The 22,641-nt window shown below is 66.8% G+C and carries 23 protein-coding genes; 17 read left to right on the forward strand and 6 right to left on the reverse strand.

Annotated elements, in window-relative coordinates; translation table 11 throughout:
- Positions 1-32: 32 nt before the first annotated feature.
- From J4O76_RS06970 to J4O76_RS06985, 4 genes are all read right to left on the reverse strand, one after another.
- On the reverse strand, positions 33-1,085 hold the full coding sequence (locus J4O76_RS06970) for a patatin-like phospholipase family protein (protein ID WP_426281018.1): 1,053 nt from the start codon (positions 1,083-1,085) through the stop codon (positions 33-35).
- Positions 1,082-2,098, reverse strand: coding sequence for an SDR family oxidoreductase (locus J4O76_RS06975; protein WP_426281019.1), 1,017 nt, complete (start codon positions 2,096-2,098; stop codon positions 1,082-1,084). Before J4O76_RS06975 ends, J4O76_RS06970 begins: the two co-directional genes overlap by 4 nt.
- A gap of 5 nt (positions 2,099-2,103) precedes the next feature.
- Positions 2,104-2,769, reverse strand: a complete 666-nt coding sequence (locus J4O76_RS06980) for an HAD family hydrolase (protein WP_426281020.1) — start codon at positions 2,767-2,769, stop codon at positions 2,104-2,106.
- A 311-nt stretch (positions 2,770-3,080) separates the two neighbouring features.
- The gene (locus J4O76_RS06985) at positions 3,081-3,254 is read right to left on the reverse strand and encodes a hypothetical protein (protein ID WP_426281021.1); all 174 of its coding nucleotides are present in this window, start codon (positions 3,252-3,254) and stop codon (positions 3,081-3,083) included.
- Positions 3,255-3,317: 63 nt separating this feature from the next.
- Here J4O76_RS06985 and J4O76_RS06990 point away from each other — a divergent pair, with 63 nt between their 5' ends.
- From J4O76_RS06990 to J4O76_RS07005, 4 genes are all read left to right on the forward strand, one after another.
- A complete protein-coding gene (locus J4O76_RS06990; protein ID WP_426281022.1) occupies positions 3,318-4,490 on the forward strand; it encodes a zinc-dependent alcohol dehydrogenase in 1,173 nt (390 codons plus the stop codon).
- An 81-nt stretch (positions 4,491-4,571) separates the two neighbouring features.
- Positions 4,572-5,030, forward strand: coding sequence for a hypothetical protein (locus tag J4O76_RS06995; RefSeq protein ID WP_426281023.1), 459 nt, complete (start codon positions 4,572-4,574; stop codon positions 5,028-5,030).
- An 83-nt stretch (positions 5,031-5,113) separates the two neighbouring features.
- Positions 5,114-5,623: a ferritin-like domain-containing protein gene (locus J4O76_RS07000; protein WP_426281024.1), complete on the forward strand. Its 510-nt coding sequence runs from the start codon at positions 5,114-5,116 to the stop codon at positions 5,621-5,623.
- A gap of 74 nt (positions 5,624-5,697) precedes the next feature.
- Entirely contained in the window at positions 5,698-5,949 is a 252-nt protein-coding gene (locus tag J4O76_RS07005) for a hypothetical protein (RefSeq protein ID WP_426281025.1), read from the forward strand.
- 44 nt (positions 5,950-5,993) lie between these two features.
- Here the strand turns inward: J4O76_RS07005 and J4O76_RS07010 are convergent, their stop codons facing one another.
- Positions 5,994-8,093, reverse strand: a complete 2,100-nt coding sequence (locus J4O76_RS07010; protein WP_426281026.1) for a phosphocholine-specific phospholipase C — start codon at positions 8,091-8,093, stop codon at positions 5,994-5,996.
- A gap of 349 nt (positions 8,094-8,442) precedes the next feature.
- Here J4O76_RS07010 and J4O76_RS07015 point away from each other — a divergent pair, with 349 nt between their 5' ends.
- From J4O76_RS07015 to J4O76_RS07035, 5 genes are all read left to right on the forward strand, one after another.
- Positions 8,443-9,879: an NAD-dependent succinate-semialdehyde dehydrogenase gene (locus tag J4O76_RS07015; RefSeq protein WP_426281114.1), complete on the forward strand. Its 1,437-nt coding sequence runs from the start codon at positions 8,443-8,445 to the stop codon at positions 9,877-9,879.
- Positions 9,880-10,045: 166 nt separating this feature from the next.
- A complete protein-coding gene (locus tag J4O76_RS07020; RefSeq protein WP_426281027.1) occupies positions 10,046-10,336 on the forward strand; it encodes an I78 family peptidase inhibitor in 291 nt (96 codons plus the stop codon).
- Complete coding sequence (locus J4O76_RS07025; RefSeq protein WP_426281028.1) at positions 10,329-10,721, forward strand: hypothetical protein; 393 nt, start codon at positions 10,329-10,331, stop codon at positions 10,719-10,721. Before J4O76_RS07020 ends, J4O76_RS07025 begins: the two co-directional genes overlap by 8 nt.
- Positions 10,722-10,892: 171 nt before the next feature.
- Complete coding sequence (locus J4O76_RS07030) at positions 10,893-12,377, forward strand: ABC transporter substrate-binding protein (protein ID WP_426281029.1); 1,485 nt, start codon at positions 10,893-10,895, stop codon at positions 12,375-12,377.
- Between the two features lie 5 nt (positions 12,378-12,382).
- Positions 12,383-12,808, forward strand: coding sequence for a DUF4112 domain-containing protein (locus tag J4O76_RS07035; RefSeq protein ID WP_056060449.1), 426 nt, complete (start codon positions 12,383-12,385; stop codon positions 12,806-12,808).
- Between the two features lie 133 nt (positions 12,809-12,941).
- On the opposite strand, the gene J4O76_RS07040 is transcribed toward J4O76_RS07035, so the two are convergent.
- Positions 12,942-14,396 (reverse strand): L,D-transpeptidase family protein, encoded by a 1,455-nt coding sequence (locus tag J4O76_RS07040; protein WP_426281030.1) that lies wholly within the window; start codon positions 14,394-14,396, stop codon positions 12,942-12,944.
- 170 nt (positions 14,397-14,566) lie between these two features.
- Here J4O76_RS07040 and J4O76_RS07045 point away from each other — a divergent pair, with 170 nt between their 5' ends.
- From J4O76_RS07045 to accD, 8 genes are all read left to right on the forward strand, one after another.
- Entirely contained in the window at positions 14,567-15,292 is a 726-nt protein-coding gene (locus J4O76_RS07045) for an endonuclease/exonuclease/phosphatase family protein (RefSeq protein ID WP_056486827.1), read from the forward strand.
- A 48-nt stretch (positions 15,293-15,340) separates the two neighbouring features.
- Positions 15,341-17,629, forward strand: coding sequence for a patatin-like protein (locus tag J4O76_RS07050; RefSeq protein ID WP_426281032.1), 2,289 nt, complete (start codon positions 15,341-15,343; stop codon positions 17,627-17,629).
- A gap of 84 nt (positions 17,630-17,713) precedes the next feature.
- Positions 17,714-18,061, forward strand: a complete 348-nt coding sequence (locus J4O76_RS07055; protein ID WP_426281033.1) for a hypothetical protein — start codon at positions 17,714-17,716, stop codon at positions 18,059-18,061.
- Positions 18,058-18,732, forward strand: a complete 675-nt coding sequence (pyrF, locus tag J4O76_RS07060; protein ID WP_426281035.1) for an orotidine-5'-phosphate decarboxylase — start codon at positions 18,058-18,060, stop codon at positions 18,730-18,732. The genes J4O76_RS07055 and pyrF overlap by 4 nt, the downstream gene beginning before the upstream one ends.
- A 64-nt stretch (positions 18,733-18,796) precedes the next feature.
- On the forward strand, positions 18,797-19,429 hold the full coding sequence (locus J4O76_RS07065) for a phosphoribosylanthranilate isomerase (RefSeq protein WP_426281036.1): 633 nt from the start codon (positions 18,797-18,799) through the stop codon (positions 19,427-19,429).
- 97 nt (positions 19,430-19,526) lie between these two features.
- The gene (trpB, locus tag J4O76_RS07070; RefSeq protein ID WP_426281037.1) at positions 19,527-20,768 is read left to right on the forward strand and encodes a tryptophan synthase subunit beta; all 1,242 of its coding nucleotides are present in this window, start codon (positions 19,527-19,529) and stop codon (positions 20,766-20,768) included.
- Positions 20,769-20,892: 124 nt separating this feature from the next.
- Entirely contained in the window at positions 20,893-21,705 is an 813-nt protein-coding gene (trpA, locus tag J4O76_RS07075; protein WP_426281038.1) for a tryptophan synthase subunit alpha, read from the forward strand.
- Positions 21,702-22,553 carry an acetyl-CoA carboxylase, carboxyltransferase subunit beta gene (gene accD / locus J4O76_RS07080; RefSeq protein ID WP_056060473.1) on the forward strand — a complete coding sequence of 284 codons (852 nt, stop codon included), beginning with the start codon at positions 21,702-21,704 and terminating at the stop codon, positions 22,551-22,553. The genes trpA and accD overlap by 4 nt, the downstream gene beginning before the upstream one ends.
- Positions 22,554-22,641 lie beyond the last annotated feature (88 nt).

The raw sequence follows: 22,641 nt of genomic DNA on the forward strand, positions 1-22,641 counted from the left end.
TCCTATTTATCTCACCGGACCTGCCTGACCACTCAACGGTCGACGCCGCTGGGTCGCCGGCAGTCTAGCGTGGCGATGTTGAAGCCAGGAACGCCGATCGCCAGCGTTCCGGCCTTTACGCCTTCGACGGCCAGCATCCCGGCGCGACGGCCTGCCGACCAGCGCTGTTCGATCGTGGGGCCTGAGAAATCCAGCGCCTTGCCGGCGACTTCATCGGCCTGCTCGGTGTAGGCGAGTCGGACCAGCGCCAGCGCGAAGTCCTGGCAGCCGGCGTGCGCGGCTTGCCACCGTTCGATCGTGCGGCGGGATTGCGCGGCGAAGATCAGGTCCTGCATGCGGCTCGTCGCCTCGCCCAACGTCGTCGGGCGCGGGCCGTGGAGCGGCAACAGGTCGACCGCGATGCAGAATGTCGGTCGCAGTGGTGGCTCGCTGAGAACCGGGTCGAGCGGTAGGTTTGCGGACAAGCCGCCGTCGACCAGCCAGCGGCCGTCGATCTCCACTGGGGGGAACGCGACCGGCAGTGCGGCGCTGGCACGGACATGATCGGGTCCGATCTGCATCGCGGCGCTGTCGAATACGACGTCGTCGCCGGTTTCGAGGTCTACCGCAGTCGCGGTGTAGCGGCACGGGCCGGCATTGAGGCGCTCGAAGTCGACCAGCTTTTCCAGTGTCGTGCCAAGCTGATTGGTTTCGAAGATCGACGGCCGGCTGTCGGTCCACGGTGCCAAGGTGGAGAGCATGGGGCCGAAGATGCCGGGGCGACCCAGCGTTGCGGACCAGCCGACTGCGTTCGTGCGACGGCTGGTTTCGAGCGCACCTAGCCACGGAAGCGCCGGGGCGCCGGACGGTGCGGGTCGCCAGAACGTTCGCAACGTCTCGATCCGGCGATCGGTAGGGGAACCGGTGATGAGGGCCCCGTTGATCGCGCCGATTGAGGCGCCGATGATCCAGTCCGGTTGGAGATCGTGCTCATGCAGTGCTTCGTAGACACCCGCTTCGAATGCGCCGAGCGCGTTGCCGCCGCTGAGGACGAGCACGACGTCGAAGTCGCGCGCGGCCCCTGCCCGTTCGGCGTCCGGTGTCACCGGCTGGTATCCTTCGGCCGGCTGAGGGCAACCGCGATCCCGGCTCCGACGACACCGAGCACCAAGATGGCGGGGTGGAGTTTCTGGGCCTGCAACACGGCGCTCGATCTCCGCGCGTGGACGTCCTGGCTTCCGCGCAATGCATCGACGCGCGGCTCATAGAGGTTGTCGCGGCGTGTCGGGTCGCCGGGATCTTGCGGCTTCTGCTGCGCGACGGTGCCGACCAGTTCCATGATCTTGTCGCTCAACCGTGGCGCGGCGCGCGATAGGAGCGAGGACAACAGCCCCCCGCCCCCCGCATACAGTGTGCGTCGCGGCGTCTCGCAGGCGAACAACACCGCGTCGGCAACGACCGACGGTGCGTAGAGCGGCGGCGGCAGGCGGGGCGGCTCGTCCATGAAGTTGCGCGCATGCTCGGGAAACGGCGTGTCGATCGCGCCGGCCTTGATCAGCGTCACCGAGATCGCGGCCCCCTCCTGCTCCAATTCCATCCGCAGCGTGTCGGTCAGCGCCTGCACCGCATGCTTGGTCGCGCAATACGGTCCCTGCTCGACGATCGCGCGGTCGCTGAGGATCGAGCCGACGTTGATTATCGCCCCGCCACCGCGGCCGCGCAGATGGCGCGCGGCGACCAGCGATCCGTGCAGCACGCCGAAATAATTGACGTCGAATACGCGGCGGTGATCGGCGACCGGCACCTGCTCGAGCGTGCCGTAGGTCCCGGTGCCGGCGTTGTTGACCCAGCTGTCGAACCCGCCGAACGCTTCGATCGCGACGGCGGCGACACGCTCGACTGCCGCCATGTCGCTAACGTCGGCGGCGCAGATCGCTATGCGTCCGCCGTCGGCCGACAGGCGGTCGCGAAGGGCCTCAAGTGCCGCTTCGTTCCGCGCGGTCGCGACGACGGCGGCACCGCGACGCACGGCTTCCTCGACGATCGCGAGACCGTTGCCGCTGGTTGCGCCGGTGACGATGATGATCTGATCGCGGAGGGGTTTCAGGGTGATGGCCATGTCGATCAGCGTCCCAGCGGCGAGGTTGCGTAGTCGGCAAGCAAGGCCGCCACGTCGTCGTAGATCGCGATCGCACCTGCCGACTTGAGTTGCTCGTCCTTGAACTTGCCCGATCGGACGGCGACCGCAGCGATGCTGCATTTGGCCGCGGCCTCGATGTCATAGGGCGTGTCGCCGACGACGATCACCTCGGTGGGATCGATGTTCGGCAGCTTCTTGAGCGCGGTCGCGAAGATGTCGGGCGCGGGCTTGGTCTTCTCGACGTCGTCGCTGCTCGTCGTCGCGACGATCAGGTCGCGTGCGTCGAGCAGGTCTATGTAATGGTCGAGTTCTGCCTCGGACGCAGACGATGCCAATACGACCTGCTGCCCGAGACCATGCGCGTGGGCCAGCAGGTCGTGCGCCTGCGCGAACGGCTTGGCGGTCTCCAGGTATTTCGCCTTGAAGATCGCGCCGTGCGTGTCGCCGAGCTTTTCCTGCTGCGCCTCGTCCGCGTCGGGCAGCAGAGCCGGCACGAGCATGTCGGTCCCCTTGCCGATCTGGTCGTGGATCACCCGGCGGTCGAACGACGCGCCGACAGTCGCGAACGCCGCCTCCCAGGCGAGGACGTGCATGTCGTTGGTGTCGACCAGCGTACCGTCGATGTCGAAGAGAATGGCTTTGATCTGCATGAGGCTATCCCGGATCTTAAATCGTGCACCCGCCCGTCGGAACGCCGCAGCGCCGTGCAAGGCGTGGCGGGCGAACGGCGTCGGCAGACTGCGATAGCGTCCTAACGGTCCACACTCAGAATTGGCCCCGGCGTCCGCGAACTTGGTAGGGCGATCGCCGTTGCGCAGAGCAAGCCGCAGCATCAATGTCGCAACCGCAACGATGTCGCAGAGCGACCAAGCTCGACAAGTCCTTACGATCTATGGACTTTCATTGGGGTATCTCGATTTAGTTTAAGTTCATCGATATTGATCGCAATCAACATAAAATTTTAACTGCGGATATTGGCGTGACGCAGGAACGATGACGCCACTTTGATCGCTATACTCCCCAGAATATGTTCACGCTGACGGCGGTGACGCGGAAACGTCGCGGCCGAGACTTCGTGGCGATAGTGCATAGTTTTGATGATGATCAGGCGGCGTTTGCGCCATTGCCGAGTCATGTCTGAAGGGATGTCGTGTCGTGCGTGAGCACTAGGCTGTAATTCTATGACGGAGATCTTCTGATGCGCGCACTTGTTTGGCATGGAAAAGGCGATGTTCGGGTCGATACTGTTACAGATCCCGAGATCAAGCATCCGCGCGATGCGATCATCAAGGTGTCGGCCTGCGCGATCTGCGGGTCCGATCTTCACTTGCTTGATGGCTACCAACCGACGATGCAGGCGGGCGACATCCTGGGTCATGAGAACATGGGCGTCGTCGTCGCACTCGGCTCCGAAGTCACCAATCTGAAGATCGGCGACCGCGTCGTGGTGCCGTTCACGATCAGCTGCGGCGATTGCTTCTTCTGTCGCAAGGGGCTGTTCTCGGCGTGCGAGCGGACCAATCCGAATGCGGAGATGGCGATCAAGGCGATGGGCCATTCGCCCGCCGGCCTGTTCGGGTTCAGCCACATGCTGGGCGGTTATTGCGGTGGCCAGGCCGAGTATCTGCGCGTGCCGATGGCCGATATCGGTCCGATCAAGGTTCCCGACAGCGTCACCGACGAACAGGCGCTGTTCCTCTCCGACATCTTCCCGACCGGCTACATGGCCGCGGAGAATGCGCAGATCGAGCCGGGCGACACCGTGGCGATCTGGGGCTGCGGTCCGGTCGGCCAGTTCGCGATCCGCTCGGCGCTGATGCTCGGCGCGGGCCGCGTGATCGCGATCGACGAGGTGCCCGAGCGTCTCGCGATGGCCGAGGCAGGCGGCGCGGAGACTATCAACTTCGCCGAGGTCGACAGCGTCTATGACGAGCTCCAGTTCCGCACCAAGGGCCGTGGCCCCGACAGCTGCATCGATGCGGTCGGCGCAGAGGCTTCGGGGCATGGCGCGATGGATGCGGTGATCGACAAGGTGAAGGCGGCGACGTTCCTCGCCACCGACCGCGTACACGTACTGCGCGAGGCGATCATGAGCTGCCGGATGGGCGGCACGGTGTCGATCCCCGGCGTCTATGTCGGGATGGGCGACAAGATCCCGATCGGCGCGATGATGAACAAGGGGCTGACGATCAAGACCGGCCAGACGCACGTCCAGGCCTATACCAAGCCATTGCTCGCTCGGATCGAGGCCGGCGACATCGACCCGAGCTTCGTCGTGACGCACCCGGCCAGCCTCGAGGATGCGCCCGAGATGTACCAGAAGTTCCGCGACAAGCAGGACGGCGTCATCAAGGTCGTGCTCCGGCCGTAACCCCTTCCCCGACCCGGTCCGCTTTTAATGAGCGGCCCGGGTCGGTCTGTTTTTGACCGCTACATTCAGAAGGACATACCGATGAGTGACAAGGTTCAGACCCCTGTGCCCGGCAACTCTGGGAGCAAGGGCGCGCCGGACGGCGTTTCGGACTCGCCCCGCGGCAACGACGATGTTCACGGTCGCAGCGAAGGCGGCGAAAGTGGCGGTGGGTCCTATCCCAACCCGCATGCCGGCAAGACCGAGACGAACACCGGCTTCATGGCGCATGGCGGCCAGACCGACATCGCCTATCACGGTGGCGGTCAGGCCGGCGAAGACGGCGGCAGTGCGGCCAACGGCGTCGCCGGTTCGGGCGGCAGTGACGGCACGACGATCGCCGCCGACCCGGATGCGGACCGCGAGCCGCATGCGATCGCGGCCGAAGGTCGCACGATTGAGGTCGTCGAGACATCGGGCATCGCCGAAGCCGAGGCCAACGGCAAGATCGGCACCGATGCGGACTATGAGGACGAGCAGAAGCAGCCAGGCGCCGGCTGAGGTCGCCGCGCTTCGATCCGCGTTTCCCAAGTTTCAAAACCAGTCGCCGCGCATTCCGCCGGTGAGCCCATAAGGATGGCCCCATGTCTGCACCCGAAGATCTCCAGGAAATCTACACCGACGAGCTGAAGGATCTGTGGTCCGCAAACGACCAGATGAAGAAGGTCCTGAAGAAGATCACGTCCAAGGCAAGCGACGCATCGCTGAAGGAGATGCTGACCAAGTCGCAGGCGGATATCGAGACGCATACCGACCTGCTCAAGGACCTGATCGCGTCGAACGACGAAAAGGTTTCGAAGGAGCATTGCAAGGGCATGGAAGGCCTCGTCGCCGAAGCCACCAAGCATGTGCTCGAAGAAGGTCCCGAAAAGGGTCCGCTGCTCGATGTGATGATCATCGCGCAGTATCAGCGGATGACGCATTACGGGATTGCCGGGTTCGGCACGGCGACGGTGTACGCCAAGGCGCTAGGTCTCAAGGACGACCACAAGAAGCTGAGCGCGGCCACCAAGGACATCTACGGTGGTGATGAATATATGACGAAGCTCGCCGAGACGACCGTCAACATCGACGCCGAAGACGAAGACGAGTGATCTCGAATGCCCGCCGGCATGCAGTCGGCGGGCATCCGCATCCCATACAATGTTGGACGGAAGAGATGAGATCCATGACGACCTATCCGCTGAGTGAGCCAGCCACGATCTACCGCACCGACAAATCGGGCGAGGAGCGGAAGAGCGTTGCACGCGGGTCCTTGGCCGATTGTGCCGACATCCTCGCCGGTTGGTCGTCGGAGGATCGCGCTACGGTCGAGATCGAAGTGGACGACATGACACTGCGCTATGAATCGGATGAGATCGAGGAGCTTCTCCAGTTCCTGCGCGAGGAAGACGCCGATCGGAAGTCTGCCGCCGGATGACGCGTTTGCGGCTATGCGGTCGCATTGGCCTCGGTGGACCAGGTCTACGCGTGCGCGTCAGGCGGAAATGGATCGCTGCACGTGATCCGGCGCGGCGCATCGACGCGACCGGATACGCGACGCCGAAAATGGGGAGCCGTCGCAGTGGTAACCGTGATGTCGTACCAGCCGAAATTGTCGCGGAGAGGCCAGCGATAGCGTGTTTCGGCCAATGGTATCACCTTGGGCGGCATGCCGATCGCCGCAACGCTCGCCACCAGACCATGATCGCGCTGGCTGCCAGGCAGTCGCATAACGAGATCGTCCGCGGTGGTGATCCACTGCATCCGGTACAGGTGCGCTGGATCGTTTCCGCTGCCGGCGAAATGGCGGTGGAAGCCGTTCGGGCCGAGCACCCACAGATCGTAAAGGCCAGCGTCGTCGAACGGCCAGTGCCCGTCCAACGCGTGCCCGGGCTCGACGGTGAAGCGGCGCGGCGCTTGGGCCAGGTCGGCGCGGTCGTAGACGTGGAACACCGCCGCCTGCGTCCCTTCCGCAGTGAATCGTAGATGGATCGCGCGATCCGCGATTCTCTCGCTGACGGCCAAGGCATAGGGTAGCGGACGAGCGCGGCGAATGCCGGGTTCCTGCCATGGGTGCAGCGACCCGGCTGGTGCCTGGGGGCTTATCTGCTTGGGGATCGCCGCGGCCCGGACGGCATCGGGCCGTGGACCGGGCATCGCGGCGAACGGCGCAGGGTCGGCCGCGGTGAAGTCGAACGCGGACGTCAGGTCGCCGCAGACCGCGCGGCGCCACGGCGCGATGTTGGGTTCGTGAAAGTCGAACCGGCGTTCAAGGAAGCGGATTACCGAAGTGTGATCGAACACCTGCGAGTTGACCCACCCGCCCCGGCTCCACGGCGAGACGACGTACATCGGCACGCGCGGGCCCAGCCCATACGCCCGGCCGCGATACGCGGGCAGATCAAGCGCGGCATCGCTCTTGCTCGGGTGGAGGTGATAGCTGCCATCGAGATCGACCGTCGATCCCCCGAGCAGCGTGCCGTCGGCGGCGTGCAAGGGTGGCGCCGGCGGCGGGACGTGATCGAAGAAGCCGTCATTCTCGTCGAACATCACGAGCAGCACGGTCCGCGCCCAGACCTTGGGGTCCGCGGTCAGCGCGTCGAGCACGTCGGCGGTATAGGCAGCGCCTTGCGCGGGGCTCGAAGGGCCGGGATGCTCGGAGCCTTTCGCGGTGGCGATGACGTACGACACTTGTGGCAGCCGCCCGCCGAGCACGTCCGCGCGCAAGACGTCGAGCCCGCGGGTCGTCAGCGCGCGCTCTCGTAATGCAGGATCCCCATCACCCCGGTGCGCGTCCCGGAACGCGGCGAAGCCGACCAGCGGGTTGTCGGTGAAATTGTCGGCCATGTCCTGGTAGATGCGCCAGTCGACACCCTTCGCCTGCAACCGCTCGACCACCGTCGTCCAGCGATACGGATCGGCAGCGCCGCCGTCCGCGGGAAAACTGTCGTGCGAATTGCCGATCGCCGGACCGCCCAGCGTGCCGCCGGGATCGTTGGTGCCGCTCCACAGGAACAGGCGGTTGGTGTTGGTCCCGGTCTGGACCGAGCAATGATAGGCGTCGCAGACGGTGAACGCCTCCGCGAGCGCGAACTGGAACGGGATGTCCTCGCGCCGATAATGCCCCATCGCGCGCTGGCTCTTCGCCTCTGGCCAGTGCGCCATCCGACCGTCGTCCCAACTGCGTTGCGCATCGGGCCAGCTATGCGGCGTGCCCTCCATCCGCATCAGGTCGAAATTCGTCCGCGTGGCGAGGTGGAACGGCAGGACCGTGCGTGCGCCGCCGGGGGCGGTTCGATCGCCCTGGTACCAGACCGGCGCCGGCTTCGTCGCATTGGCCTCGGACGGGACGGGGATCGGCAACCGGTCCGCAAACCCGCGGACACCGCGCAGCGACCCGAAATAATGATCGAAGCCGCGATTCTCCTGCATCAGGATGACGACGTGCTCGACATCCATGATCGAGCCCGTCTTCACGTCGGGTGCGATCGCCGCCGCCCGCGCGATCGCCGCGGGAAACGCGGACAGCGTCGCACCGAACAGGCCGGCGGCGAGCAGCGTGCGACGAGAAACTTCTGTCATGGCCACGATCCGAATAATGAACGCGCACGATCCGCAAAAGCGTGGGATCGCACAAGATACTGCGCGCCTGCTCCGTATTCCCGATGCGTGTCAGGTCCGTGACACGAGGCGTCGCGCGGGGCGGAGCGTACGTACCGATGATTGGCCCGACGATCGCATCGCTCCGGTTGAGCCTGTGGACCCGCTGCCATATGCTGTGATCGCCGTGCCGGGCGACCCCGGCATTTCGCTCGATCGATCCGGCGATTGCCACGTACGATCCCTCGATCACGTCTTGGGTCTTACCGCGGCGACGATCGACGACGACATGACCGTTCAGCCGAACGCGACGCCAACAACGGAGACGATTATGACCACCGCCTATGACACCAAGCTCGGGCTCTACATCGCCGGCGAATGGCTGAGCGGCGACGGTCGCGAGACTCGCGACGTGCTGAACCCGGCGACCGGTGCGGGACAGGCGGCGTTGCCGCTCGCCAATGCCGCCGACCTCGATCGTGCGCTGGAGGCGGCGCAGCGCGGCTTTATCGCATGGCGTGCGACCCCGCCGGAAAAGCGTGCCGCGATCCTGGTCCGGACCGCGCAGCTGCTGCGCGAACGCGGCGATCACATCGCGCGTATCGCAACGCTCGAGCAGGGCAAGATTCAGGCCGAGGCGAAGGGCGAGGTCGCGTTTGCCGCCGCGCTGCTCGATTTCCACGCCGCCGAGGGCCTGCGCGTCTATGGCCGCGTGCTGCCCCGCCCATCGGGTACGCGCAGCCTGGTCCTGCACCAGCCGGTCGGCCCGGTGGCGGCGTTCTGCGCGTGGAACTTCCCGATCATGAACGTCGTGCGGAAGATCGCGCCAGCGGTCGCGGCCGGCTGCTCGATCATCATCAAGCCGTCGGAGGAAACCGCGGGTAGCGCGGTCGAGGTCATGCGCTGCTTCCAGGACGCGGGGTTGCCCGGGGATGTCGCGCAGTGCGTGTTCGGCGTCCCCGACATGGTGTCGCGCCATCTGCTCGCCTCGCCGATCACGCGGAAACTGAGCTTCACCGGATCGGTGCCGGTCGGCAAGGCGCTGATGAAGCTGGCCGCCGATACGATGATGCGGACGACGATGGAGCTGGGCGGGCACGGCCCGGTGCTGGTGTTCGACGATTGCGATCTCGAGAAGACGCTCGATACGCTGGTCGCGCACAAGTTTCGCAACGCCGGCCAGGTCTGCGTCGCGCCGACGCGCTTCCACGTGCAGGACGGCATCTACGACCAGTTTGCCGCCGGTTTCGCCGAGCGGACGCGCGCGCTGAAGATCGGCGACGGCATGGATGCGGCGAGCCAGATGGGCCCGATGGCCAACGCCCGCCGGCCCGATGCAATCGCCGAGCTGGTCGGCGACGCGACGGGGCACGGCGCCAAGCTGCTCGCGGGTGGCGACTATGGCGGCCAAGGCGGGTTCTTCTTCCAACCGACCGTGCTGGCCGACGTCCCCCTGTCGGCGCGCGCGATGAACGAGGAGCCGTTCGGTCCGGTCGCGTTGCTCAGCCGGTTCGCGACGGACGAGGACGCGGTGACCGAAGCCAACCGCCTGCCGTTCGGGCTGGCAGCATATTGCTTCACCGAGAATTGCCGTCGCCAGAACATGCTCGGCGACGCAATCGAGGCGGGGATGATCGCGATCAACAACGTCCGGCTGAGCTATCCCGACAGCCCGTTCGGCGGCGTGAAGGAGAGCGGGCACGGTTCCGAGGACGGTCCGGAGGGCATTGCCGCGCATCTGGTCACGAAGGCCGTGCATATCAGCTGACCGGGCTGCAAGGCCTTCCGCGGACGGTCGGCCTTGCACGCCGTTGCACTGGATATCGGGTTACGCCGCCCGCCCGTTCGCTCAAGGCTATCCGTCGTCGGCACCGTCTACCGTTCATGTTCGGCTCGCTAATCAGGGCGCGGCTTACGGTGACGGGGATGTGACGATGACGACGATCAAGGGAAGCATGCTGGTGTCGATGCTGGGGCTGGCGTGCCTCGGAGCCTGCGCCTCGACCGGCACGAACGACCGGGCGACGACTGGACTATGCCGCCCCGATGCCGCCGCGGCGCTCGTCGGGCAGAGCGCGCCTAGCGACACGGATATTCTTCGCCGGACGGGGAGCGCCGTGGTCCGTCGGCTCGCACCCGGCGATCCGATGACGCGCGATTACCGGCAGGAGCGCGTGACCGTCATCGTCGCGGACGGCCGGGTGGTCTCCGCGTCCTGTGGTTGAGCGTGGAGCCTGGCTGCTGGCGGCAATCCTGGCATTGGCCGGGACGTTCATCACGGGTTGTACGGCGCATGTCCCGGTCGAAGGTCCGATAGCGCTTGGGCAGACCGCGTTCGTCGACGGACCGAAGGTGCGCGCGGACCGGGTCATCGAAGACAGTCGCTGCCCCGTCGATGTGCAGTGCGTCTGGGCGGGGCGGCTCGTGGTGCGCGCGACCGTCATGGGTGGCGGCTGGTCCAGGCAGATCGATCTGACGCTCGGCATCCCCGTCAACGTCGCGGACGGCGCGCTGACCTTGGTCGCGGCCAGCCCGGTGCGGCGAGTGGATGCTCGTCCCGCAAAGGATAGCGCCTATCGCTTCACCTTCGCATTTCGAGGCGGCCGGTAACGTTGCGAGGCGTTTATCGGGTGGTACGCGGTGCCCTCTGCGTTGCCCCGCGGGACGTCCGGGCCTACACCGTCGACGATGCTGACGTCGACGATCCACCAGATTCTTGTGCTGCGATCGGATTCAGGCGGTCGACCCGGTTTGCGACCGGGCGCTAAACGCAGACGACGCTTGCGGCTTACGGCGAGCGTCGCGCTATTCGCCGGGTGCGGGGTGCTCGCCGCGTGCGATCGGCGGCCGGATACCGGCGCAGTGGTGGTCAGCGCGATCGGCGGGGTCCCGCACGTCGCCGATGCCAGCCGCGTCGCACTCGACACCCCTGCCCGCCTGCTGATGGATTCGACCGCGCAGGGGCTGGTGCGGTTCGATGCCGCGGGGCAGATCGAGCCGGGAATCGCCGAGCGCTGGATCGTGATCGACGGCGGGATGAGCTACATCTTCCGCCTGCGCGAGGGCGACTGGGGCGACGGTACGCCAGTCACCGCCGAGCAGGTGGTGACGATGCTCCGGCGACAGATCGGCGGCCCCGATACCGCACGGGCGGCGGCGGGCGCACGCAATCCGCTCGCCCCCTTCCTGACCGCGATCGACGAGATCGTCGTGATGACCCCGCAGGTGATCGAGGTGCGGCTGTCACGGCCCCGCCCCGACCTGCTGAAGCTGTTCGCGCAACCCGAACTCGCGCTGCTGCGGCTGCGTCCGACCGGCGGGACCGGACCGTTCCGCGTGGCACATCGCGGTCGTGCACCGTTGCTGCGCCCGGCGTTCGATCCCGGCCAAGCCGATCCCGACGACCAGCGCGAGGCAAAGCCGCAGGAGGACGTTCGGCTGATCGGCGAGCGTGCGGCGCGCGCGATCGCGCGGTTCGCCAATCGCGACTCCGATCTGGTGAGCGGGGGCAGCTTCGTCGACTGGCCGTTGCTCGCGATGACCAGTATCGCGCCGGCGAACATCCGCGTCGATCCGGCGGTGGGGCTGTTCGGACTGGCGATCGTCCGGCGCGACGGGTTCCTGGCCGATGCCGCCAACCGCGCCGCCGTGTCGCAGGCGATCGATCGATCGGCGGTGACGGCGGCGGTCGCGCCGAACTGGGACCCGGCGGACCGTATCCTGCCCGATATTCTCGATTCCGCCTCGCTGCCACAGGTGCCGGCATGGACGCTGTTGACGCAGGACGAACGTCGCGCCGCCGCGCGCCAGAGGGTCGCAGGCTGGAAACAGCAGATTCCGGGACCGATCGAACTGCGGGTCGCGCTGCCCACCGGGCCGGGGGCGACATTGCTATATGCGCAGGTCGCGGCGTCGCTGATGGCGATCGGGATCGTCCCCCGGCGAGTCGGGATCGACGACGCGGCCGAACTGAAGCTGGTCGATGCGGTCGCGCCCTATGACAGCGCGCGCTGGTATTTGGCGGCGGCCTGCGTCGCGTGCGGCGATGCGGCGCGAACGGCGCTGGAGGCGGCACGCGAGGCGCCGACGTTGGCCGAACGCGGCGCCAGGATCGCGGCCGCCGATGCCGCGATGAACGAGGACGTGGCGTTCATCCCGCTGGCGCGGCCCTTGCGTTGGTCGCTGGTCTCCACACGCCTCAGCCAGTGGCAGGCGAACACCCGCGCGTGGCACCCGTTGAACCGGTTGCGCGCCGATACCAACTAGGGTCGATGAACCCGCGCACCACCCGCATCGCCCCCGGCGAGATCTTCCAGACGCTGCCGCTCGGCAAGGACGCGCTGTCGGTGCGCCGCCGGGTCGAGGCGATGGAGCGCGTGATGGAGGGATTGTTCGTCATCCCCGGCACCAACCGCAAGGTCGGCATGGACGTCGTGCTGGACCTCATCCCGTTCGCCGGCAGCACGATCGCGGCGGCAGTGGGCGCGTGGATGGCTTGGGAAGCGCGCAACATCGGCATGTCGAAGATTCAGATGGCGCGGATGTTCGGCAATGTCGGGATCGACTGGGCGTTCGGGATGATCCCGTTCGTCGGCGCGATTCCCGACTTCTTCTTCCGCTCGAACACGCGCAACTTGCGGATCATCAAGCGCCATCTTGACAAGCATTATCCTTCGACGACGACGCTTCAGGGGTAGCTCACTACCCACCGTCATTCCCGCGAAGGCGGGAACCCATACTGGCTGGCTTTGCGAGAAATTTCCGATGTCAGCCAATATGGATCCCCGCCTGCGCGGGGATGACTCAACGACGGACGAGTTAGAGTAGCCGTTACGGCCCGACATCCGCATCACGCGCCGCCGGCTTGTAGCTCGCACTCGTTCCAAGCCCCAGCGCGACCGCGACGCGGTCGTTCCAGCCATAGGGATCGGCGCGGATGACGGGCTCGCCGGCGTCGTCGAACAGCACGGTCTGGTACAACAGACGCACCGGTATCTCCTTGGGCAGCTTGACGAACGTCTCCTTGCCGGTCGCGCGGGCGGCATGCCACTGATCGGTCACACCCTCGTCCTTCGCGAGCAGCTCGGCGAACCCGAGCGCATCCTCGACGCGGACGCAGCCATGGCTACGTTGGCGCTGAATCTCGGCGAACAGCTGTTTTGCGGGCGTGTCGTGCAGGTAGATCGCGTGTTCGTTGGACATGTCGAACTTGACGAGGCCGAGCGAGTTCTTCGGCCCCGACTGCTGGACCAGCCAGCCGTTCTTCCACGCAAGGTTGTTGGCGCGCAGATACCCGGCGCCCTTGCCCGCCATCTCCTTCTTCTCGACCGAGCGCGGCACCGTCCAGGTCGGATTGGCGACGAGGCGGAAGATCGGCGACCCGAGTTGCGGCGTTTCCTTGTCGGGCTCGCCGACCACGACCTTGCGGCTGTCGACCAGCTTGCCGTCGCGCCAATAGCTCAGCCGGGCCGCCGCGAGATTGACGTCGATCCGCGTCGTCGGCGCGTTGCGATCGAGCCAGCGGAGCCGCTCCATGTTGATCGCGATCGCGCGTGCGCGGTCCGCATCGGACAAATTGAGGATGCCGAGCGCCGCGCTGCCGATCATGCCGTCGGGCTTGATCCCGTAATCCGCCTGCATCTTCTTGATCGCGAGGATCATCGCCGGCGTCAGGCGGTCGCCCTGCGCCGCTGCCTTGTCGAGATAATCGAACACGACGAGCTGATGCGCGATCGCAGGCACGCGCGGATCGGCTTCGCCCGGCTTAATCTGCTTGCCCGTGTCGGGAATCGCGGACGCCGGCGTCTGCTCCCATTTCGGCGTCGCGAGATAGGCCTTCGATAGGCGCGCGTAATTCTCGTCCTGCGGCGCCAGTCCGGCGAGCCACTTGCCGACGTCGCCGGCCTGAAGCGCCGCAGCGAGGCCACGGCCGAGATCGACCTGCGGGCGCGGCACGGTGTAGACGTCGAACAACTTGGTCGGATCGGTCGCGCCCTGCGACAGCGCCTTGCCGTATGCGAGCGCAGCCTTGGTCAACGCGTCGTCGCCTGCACCGGGCTGCGCGCTCGCATCGAAGCTCATCCGGTCGAGGCCGTGAGCGCCGCGCGCCGCGATCGCCTTGCGCAACTGCCCGGCGGTGGTGGTGGTCCACCCGGTCGACGCAGCCGCCGGAGCCGCCGCCGCCGCGGGCTGCTGCGTGTTCGAGGCGGTCGTCGTCTTCACCTCGCACGCCGAGAGTGCACACGTCATCGCCAGCAGCGATGCACCGATCAAACCAAGACGCACCAGCAATTCCCCCACAATCTGGACATACAACGCTCGGGTGTCGGTCTCCGCTCCACGACGGAGGAGCGGAGACGTAATTCTTCCACCAGATCGACCGCCCGTGCCTTTTGCATGTCACGCACCGTCATTCTGCAACCCGGATCGCGCCCGTCGCGTTATAGGGCCCACGCATGATCAAGGTCGCCAGCTACAATATCCACAAGGGCATCGGGCTCGACCGTCGGCGCAATCCCGAACGCGTGGTCGAGGTACTGCGCGAGATCGATGCGGACGTGATCGCGCTGCAGGAGGCGGACAGGCGTTTCGGGGCCAAGGCCTGCGTGCTGCCGCATCACCTGCTGGAGGAGCATAGCGACTGGAAGCCGGTCGACTTCGGCCTGCGCGCGCTCAGCATGGGCTGGCACGGCAACGTCATTCTCGTCCGCAAGTCAGCGCGCGTGGTCGATAGCGAACCGCTCCACCTTCCCTCGCTCGAACCGCGCGGTGCAGTGATGGCCGATGTCCAGTTCGCGGGCGGCATGCTCCGCGTGCTCGGCATGCATCTCGATCTGTCCGGCCTGTGGCGGCGCAAGCAGGCCGCCGCGATCATGAACCATGTCGATACCTGCGCGCAGGCGCATCCGACGGTGATGATGGGCGATCTCAACGAATGGAGTGCGGGCGCCGGCTGCCTGCGCGATTTCGGCCGCGACTATGCATTCGCGGAGACCGGGGCGAGTTTCCATTCGCGGCGCGCGGTCGCTCGGCTCGACCGGATCATGGTGTCGTCGGACTTGAACGTGGTCGAGTGCGGCGTGCATGCGAGCCCGGCGGCGCGGAAAGCCTCGGATCACCTGCCGATCTGGGCTATCCTGGAGCCAACGACACCGACGAACCGAACCGGCGCCACCGGATAAACCCCGAGCGATCACGCCCGAGCGATCATGTCGGCATGAGGATGTAGAATGCGCGAGAAGGAACTGCGACTGGCGCTCGTCTGCTATGGCGGGATCAGCCTTGCGGTCTACATGCACGGCATCACCAAGGAGATTTGGCGCCTCGTCTGCGCCAGCCGCGCCTTCCACGACGGCGACACGCCGAAGGGCGGCAGCGAGGGCGTGTATCACGCGCTGCTCCAGGAGATCGAGGCGCATGGCGCGATCCGCGTCCGCGTCCTCGCCGACATCATCGCAGGCGCCAGCGCGGGCGGAATCAACGGCATCTTCCTCGCGCAGGCGATCGCGACCGGGCAAAGCCTAGACCCGCTCACCGACCTGTGGATGACATCGGCGGACGTCGAGGCACTGATCGATACCGAGGCAGCACCCAAATCGCGGTTCTCTAAGGCGTGGGCGATGCCGCTCGCGTGGATGGCGGCGGGGCGGAGCACCGACAAGGTCGACGCGCTCGATGATCCGACGCGTGAAGAGGTGCGGACCAAGCTGTCGCATTTCATCCGCTCGCGCTGGTTCGAGCCGCCGTTCGGCGGGAAGACGTTCACCAACCTGCTGCTCGACGCGTTCGACGCAATGGCGGCAAGCGAACGCGGGCCTCGCCTGTTGCCGCCGGGCCAGCCGCTCGACCTGTTCGTGACGGTCACCGACTTTTCCGGGCACCCCGAGCGGTTGCAACTCAATTCACCCGCCGAAGTGGTCGAAACCGAGCATCGCCTGGTGGTCGACTTCACCGACAATGGCGGCGCATGCGACACGCTCGCGCCACCTGCGGAACTGGCGTTCGCGGCGCGCGCGACGTCGAGCTTTCCGGGTGCGTTCCCGCCGTTTACCGTGGCCGAATTGGACGGCGTGCTGAAGGATCGCGCGATCCATTGGCCGGAGCGCCCCGCGTTCCTCGCGCGCGTGCTGCCGCGTCATACGGCGGCCAATGCGGCGGAGAGCGCGGTGCTGATCGACGGCTCAGTGCTCGCCAACGCGCCGTTTCGGCCCGCGCTCGATGCGCTCAAGGAACGGCCGGCGCGGCGCCAGATCGACCGGCGCTTCATCTACATAGACCCCTCTCCCGACATCAAGCTGCGGCTGAACCGCGGCGGCGGGACGCCCGGCTTCTTCCAGACGATCATCGGCGCGATCAGCGACATTCCCCGCCAGCAACCGATCCGCGACAACCTCGAGGCGATCGCCGAACGCTCGGCGCGGATCGACCGGATGCGCGGGATCCTTACTGCAATCCGTCCCGAGGTGGAGGCCGACGTCGAATCGCTGTTCGGCCACACTCTGTTCCTCGACCGGCCGACCGCGCCGCGGCTGATCGCGTGGCGGCGTCGTGCGCAGAAGGCCGCCGCTGTCAGTTCGGGCTATGGCTTCGTCGCGTACGGCCATCTGAAACGCAGCGCGGTGATCGAGACGCTGGCGCTGCTGTTGTTCGACGCCGGGGAGCACCACCGCCCGCAGCGGCTGGCACAGATCCGGGCGGCGATCGTCGCGCATGTCGCAGCCTCGGGCGCGGATCAGCTCGGATCGGGGCATGCGGGCGGCGCAAGTGCCGCGTCGATCGCGTTCCTGCGGACGTTCGACATCGGCTTTCGTATTCGTCGGCTGCGGCTGATGGCGCGGCGCCTGTCGGAAGTTGAGACCGCCGCCGACGAGCCGGAACTGGGGCCGATGCGTGATGCGATCTACGAATCACTGTCGCCGTATCTCGATCGGTTGCGCGCCGAGATGCATGCCGGGCTGCACGATGCGGTGCGAGCGATGCGCGGCGATTCGACCGCGGTGCTGGATACGCTCGGCCGGACGTTCGACCTGGAGCGCCTCGATGCAGAAACCGACCAGCGGCTGGCGGAGGCGTTCGCCGCACTCGCCAAGCCGACGCGGCGCACGCTGTTGCTGGCGTATCTCGGCTTTCCGTATTTCGATACCGCGACGCTGCCGCTGCTGCAGGGCGAAGGGCTGGACGAGTTCGATCCGATCAAGGTCGACCGGATCGCGCCCGACGATGCGACCTCGATCCGCTCCGGCGGCGCCGAGGCGACGTTGAAGGGGATCCAGTTCGGGACGTTCGGCGCGTTCTTCAGCCGTGCCTACCGCGAGAACGACTATCTCTGGGGGCGGCTGCACGGGTCGGAGCGGATGATCGACATCACCGTCTCGACGCTGCCGTCGACCGTGCGGATGAAGCCGGGTCGCGTCGCGGCGATCAAGCGCGCCGCGTTCCTTGCGATCCTCGACGAGGAGGAGCCACGGCTCACCGCGATCCTGCCGCTGATCGCGCAGTTGCGGACGGAAATCGGCTAAAGCTGGCCAAAACGCCGATGTGGCGGTAGCTCTGCATTTCCGAGGGCGTTTCGACGCGATTGGAGCACAAAAGAGGGTCGCCGCATGCAGTTCCTGAAAATCCTGTTCTGGTGCCTGCTGGCGTTCATCGCCGCGGTCTTCACCATCAGCAACTGGAACGCCGTCCAAATCCAGCTCTGGGGCGGGCTGATCGCGGACGTGAACCTGCCGCTGCTGCTGTTCGTGACGTTCCTGATCGGGTTCGTGCCGACGATGCTCTACAATCATGCGATCCGGTGGCGGCTGCGCCAGCGGCTGTCGACGTGCGAGCGCGAGCTGCTGGACCTGCGCACGCCGCGGCCGGAACCGGTGGCGTTCGTGCCCGCCGAGACTCCCGCAACGATCGCGCCGATTGGCACGCCGACCGCTACGCCGCCGGGGTCGCTCCTGTGAGCAACCGGATCTACGTCGCACTCGACACGCCCGACCTCGCCCGTGCCAAGACGATGGCGACGCGCGTCCGCCACCATGTCGGCGGGATCAAGCTCGGGCTCGAATTCTTCTGCGCGCACGGCCAGTCCGGCGTGCATGCGATGGCGGAACTCGGCCTGCCGATCTTCCTCGACCTGAAGCTCCACGACATCCCGAACACCGTGGCCAAGGCGGTGCAGGCGTTGGGCGCGCTGAAGCCGGCGATCCTGACCGTGCATGCGAGTGGCGGGCGGGCGATGCTGGAGGACGCGAAGGCCGCAGCGCCGCTCGGCACCAAGGTGATCGCGGTGACGATGCTGACCAGCCTCGACGCGACCGATCTCGCCGCGACCGGCGTCGTTGGCAACGCGCACGACCAGGTTTCGCGGCTCACCGAACTCGCATGCGAGGCGGGGGTCGACGGGATCGTGTGTTCCGGCGCAGAGGTTGCGGCGGCCAAGGCGATCTGGCCGAAGGGGTTCTTCGTGGTGCCCGGCGTGCGCCTGCCCGACGGCCAAATCGGCGACCAGAAGCGCGTCGTAACCCCGCGCCAGGCGATGAACGCCGGCGCCTCGATCCTCGTGGTCGGTCGCCCGATCACCCAAGCCGAAGACCCAGACATCGCAGCCCGCGCGATCGGCGCGACGCTATAAGCCCGCCCCGTCATCCTGACTTTCGTCAGGATGACGGGGCGGGTTGCTCCCCCAAGGAACGCGAATGACCACCGCCAAGATCTGCGGCCTCTCCACCCCCGCCACGCTCGACGCCGCGATCAAGCACGGGGCGAGCCATGTCGGGTTCGTGTTCTTCCCCGCGTCCCCGCGCCACGTGACGTTTGCGAAAGCCGCCGAACTCGCCGCACGCGTACCGCGCCACGTCGCGAAGGTCGGCGTGTTCGTCGATCCCGAGGACGACATGCTCGAACAGGCGGTCGGCTCGGCGGCGCTCGACGTGTTGCAACTCCACAAGGTGTCTCCGCCACGCGTCGCCGCGATCCGCGCGAAGTTCGGGATCGAGACCTGGGTCGCGGTCGCGGTTCGTACGCGCGGCGATCTCGATGCGGCGCACGGGTTCGTCGGAGTCGCCGATCGCATCCTGTACGACGCGAAGACGCCGGACTCGGCAGCGTTGCCCGGCGGGATGGGCTTGCGGTTCGACTGGGACTTGCTCGACGGGTTCCGGCATCCGCTGCCCTGGGCGCTCTCCGGCGGGCTCGATCCTGCGAACGTGGCAGAGGCCATTCGTCGGACAGGGGCGGAACTGGTCGACGTGTCCTCAGGCGTGGAAAACGAACCGGGCACCAAGGACGAAGCAAAGATTGCGGCGTTCCTCAGGGCGGTCGCCGCCTGAGTTGTTCACCCGCGAAGGCGGGTGCCCAGACTGGATCCCCGTCTTCACGGGGATACAAGGGCTTGGCGCACCGTACCGAGGTGCTAAAGCGCTCAGCATGAACGCTCCTACCCTCGCCCCCAACTCCTACCGCGCCCAGCCCGACGAGCGCGGCCATTTCGGCGACTTCGGCGGCCGCTATGTCGCCGAGACGCTGATGCCGCTCGTCCTCGAACTCGACGAGGCGTACCGCGCGGCCAAGGCCGACCCCGCCTTCAAGGCGCAGTTCGACGACCTGCTCGAACATTATGTCGGCCGCCCCAGCCCGCTCTACTACGCCGAGCGCCTTACCGAGGCACTTCGCGAGTCCGCCGCCGAGGGCATGGGCGCGCAAGTCTGGTTCAAGCGCGACGAGCTGAACCACACCGGCGCGCACAAGATCAACAACTGCATCGGCCAGATCCTGCTGGCGATGCGGATGGGCAAGACCCGGATCATCGCCGAAACAGGCGCGGGCCAGCACGGCGTCGCGACCGCTACGGTCTGCGCGCGCTTCGGCCTTCCTTGCGTGATCTATATGGGTGCCAAGGACGTCGAGCGTCAGGCGCCCAACGTGTTCCGCATGAAGCTGCTCGGCGCCGAAGTCCGCCCCGTGACGAGCGGCGCGCACACGCTGAAGGATGCGATGAACGAGGGCATGCGCGACTGGGTCGCCAACGTCCACGACACCTTCTACATCATCGGCACCGCCGCCGGTCCGCATCCGTATCCCGAGATGGTCCGCGATTTCCAGAGCGTGATCGGCACCGAGGCGCGCGCGCAGATGCTGTCGCGCGTCGGTCGCCTCCCCGACATGCTGGTCGCGGCGATCGGTGGCGGCTCGAACGCCATCGGGCTGTTCCATCCGTTCCTCGACGATGCCGACGTGCAGATGCTCGGCGTCGAGGCAGCGGGCCACGGGCTCGACAAGCAACACGCCGCCAGCCTCGCGGGCGGCTTCCCGGGCGTGCTCCACGGCAACAAGACCTACCTGTTGCAGGACGAGGACGGCCAGATCACCGAGGCGCACTCGATCTCGGCCGGGCTCGACTATCCCGGCATCGGCCCCGAGCATGCGTGGCTCCGCGATATCGGCCGCGTCCAGTATGACAGCGCGACCGACACCGAGGCGCTCGACGCCTTCCAGCTGCTGTGCCGGACCGAGGGCATCATCCCCGCGCTGGAGCCAAGCCACGCGATCGCCACGGTGACGAAGAAGGCCCGCGAGATGCGGCAGGACCAGATCATCCTGGCCAACCTCTGCGGCCGTGGCGACAAGGACATCTTCACCGTGGCCGAAGCACTCGGGGTGGCGATATGATCGCACTTCTGCTCCCCTCCCGCCTGCGGGAGGGGTCGGGGGAGGGCCTGTTCGCTCCTCAGACCTTAACTGTGCGGCTATGTCAGCCCCTCCCCCACCCCCTCCCGCGAGCGGGAGGGGAGCTGTGAGCCGCCTCGCCGCCACTTTCGCGCGCACCGCCGCCGCTGGCCGTGCCGCGCTCGTCGCGTTCGTGACCGCGGGCGATCCCACCACTGAGGCCACCGGCCCGATCCTCGACGCGCTCGTCGCGGGCGGGGCGGATGCGATCGAGCTCGGCATGCCGTTCACCGATCCGATGGCCGACGGCCCGGCGATCCAGGCTGCGAACATCCGCAGCCTCGCGCAAGGGACCCGCACCGCGGACATCCTCGCCACCGCCACCGCCTTTCGCGCGCGGCATCCGGACGTGCCGCTGGTGCTGATGGGCTATGGCAACCCGATGCTCCGGCGTGGCGCGAACTGGTTCGCGCAGGCGGCTGCCGACGCTGGCGTCGACGGCGTGATCTGCGTCGACGTGCCGCCCGAAGAGGACGATGCGCTCGGTCCGCAGTTGCGTGCCGTCGGGATCGACCTGATCCGCCTCGCCACGCCCACAACCGACGCTGCCCGCCTGCCGACCGTGCTCGACGGTGCGAGCGGGTTCCTGTATTACGTGTCGGTCGCCGGCATCACCGGTCTCCAGCAGGCGCAGCAATCCTCGATCGAGGACGCAGTCGCTCGCCTCAAGGCACAGACCGACATCCCGATCGCGGTCGGCTTCGGCATCCGCACGCCTGAGCAGGCGGCCAATGTCGCCCGCGTCGCCGACGGCGTCGTCGTCGGCTCGGCGATCGTCGAACTGGTCGCGCAACACGGTGCCGCTGCAGCCGAACCGGTCCGCGCCTATATCAAGTCTCTCGCCGACGCCGTCGCGAGCGCAAGGAAAGTATCCGCATGAGCTGGCTGAACAGCGTCCGCAACGTCCTGCCCTTCGTCGCGAAGCGCGAGACGCCCGAGAATCTCTGGCACAAGTGCAAGGGCTGCGGGCAGATGGTTTTTACCAAGGAGCTCGAGGACAATCTGTACGTCTGCCCGAAATGCGATCACCACGACCGCATCGGGCCGAAGATCCGCTTTGCGCAGTTGTTCGACGAGGGCAGCTGCAGCGAACTCCCTGCACCGAAAGTGCCCGAGGATCCGCTCAAGTTCCGCGACCAGAAGCGGTATACCGATCGCCTCAAGGCGGCGCGGACCGACAACAGCGAGCAGGACGCGCTGATCAACGCACGCGGCGCGATCGACGGCCACCGTGTCGTCGTCGGCGTGCAGGATTTCGGCTTCATGGGCGGCTCGATGGGCCTGGCCGTCGGCGAGGCGTTCGTTCGCGGCGTCGAGGCGGCGATCGAGGACCGCGTGCCCTATGTGATCTTCACCGCGAGTGGTGGCGCGCGCATGCAGGAGGGCATCCTCAGCCTGATGCAGATGCCGCGCAGCACGGTCGCGATCCAGATGCTCCACGACGCCGGCCTGCCGTATATCGTCGTGCTCACCGATCCGACCTCGGGCGGCGTGATGGCGGCGTATGCGATGCTCGGTGACGTGCAGATCGCGGAGCCGAAGGCGACACTGGCGTTCACCGGGCGCCGCGTGATCGAGAGCACGATTCGGGAGAAGCTGCCCGAGGATTTCCAGACTAGCGAATATTATCTCGAGCATGGGCTGATCGACATGGTCGTCCACCGCAAGGACCTGCGCGAGCAGCTCGGTACGGTGATCGGGTATCTCAGCGCGCGCGAGGCCGCGTAATCTCTACTCCCTCTCCCTCCGGGGAGAGGGTCGGGGTGAGGGTAGCCACAGACGCGGCGCTCGGAACTGCCCCTCACCCCAGCCCTCT

This window comes from Sphingomonas sp. NFX23 (assembly GCF_049887795.1).
Classification (GTDB): Bacteria; Pseudomonadota; Alphaproteobacteria; order Sphingomonadales; family Sphingomonadaceae; genus Sphingomonas.

Excerpts from the sequence above, each read along its gene's own strand:
- J4O76_RS06975 (WP_426281019.1), bottom strand. The coding sequence starts at position 2,098 with ATGGCCATCACCCTGAAACCCCTCCGCGATCAGATCATCATCGTCACC.
- J4O76_RS06980 (WP_426281020.1), bottom strand. The coding sequence starts at position 2,769 with ATGCAGATCAAAGCCATTCTCTTCGACATCGACGGTACGCTGGTCGAC.
- J4O76_RS06985 (WP_426281021.1), bottom strand. The coding sequence starts at position 3,254 with ATGACTCGGCAATGGCGCAAACGCCGCCTGATCATCATCAAAACTATG.
- J4O76_RS06990 (WP_426281022.1), top strand. The coding sequence starts at position 3,318 with ATGCGCGCACTTGTTTGGCATGGAAAAGGCGATGTTCGGGTCGATACT.
- J4O76_RS06995 (WP_426281023.1), top strand. The coding sequence starts at position 4,572 with ATGAGTGACAAGGTTCAGACCCCTGTGCCCGGCAACTCTGGGAGCAAG.
- J4O76_RS07000 (WP_426281024.1), top strand. The coding sequence starts at position 5,114 with ATGTCTGCACCCGAAGATCTCCAGGAAATCTACACCGACGAGCTGAAG.
- J4O76_RS07005 (WP_426281025.1), top strand. The coding sequence starts at position 5,698 with ATGACGACCTATCCGCTGAGTGAGCCAGCCACGATCTACCGCACCGAC.
- J4O76_RS07010 (WP_426281026.1), bottom strand. The coding sequence starts at position 8,093 with ATGACAGAAGTTTCTCGTCGCACGCTGCTCGCCGCCGGCCTGTTCGGT.
- J4O76_RS07015 (WP_426281114.1), top strand. The coding sequence starts at position 8,443 with ATGACCACCGCCTATGACACCAAGCTCGGGCTCTACATCGCCGGCGAA.
- J4O76_RS07020 (WP_426281027.1), top strand. The coding sequence starts at position 10,046 with ATGACGACGATCAAGGGAAGCATGCTGGTGTCGATGCTGGGGCTGGCG.
- J4O76_RS07035 (WP_056060449.1), top strand. The coding sequence starts at position 12,383 with ATGAACCCGCGCACCACCCGCATCGCCCCCGGCGAGATCTTCCAGACG.
- J4O76_RS07045 (WP_056486827.1), top strand. The coding sequence starts at position 14,567 with ATGATCAAGGTCGCCAGCTACAATATCCACAAGGGCATCGGGCTCGAC.
- J4O76_RS07050 (WP_426281032.1), top strand. The coding sequence starts at position 15,341 with ATGCGCGAGAAGGAACTGCGACTGGCGCTCGTCTGCTATGGCGGGATC.
- J4O76_RS07055 (WP_426281033.1), top strand. The coding sequence starts at position 17,714 with ATGCAGTTCCTGAAAATCCTGTTCTGGTGCCTGCTGGCGTTCATCGCC.
- J4O76_RS07065 (WP_426281036.1), top strand. The coding sequence starts at position 18,797 with ATGACCACCGCCAAGATCTGCGGCCTCTCCACCCCCGCCACGCTCGAC.
- trpB (WP_426281037.1), top strand. The coding sequence starts at position 19,527 with ATGAACGCTCCTACCCTCGCCCCCAACTCCTACCGCGCCCAGCCCGAC.
- accD (WP_056060473.1), top strand. The coding sequence starts at position 21,702 with ATGAGCTGGCTGAACAGCGTCCGCAACGTCCTGCCCTTCGTCGCGAAG.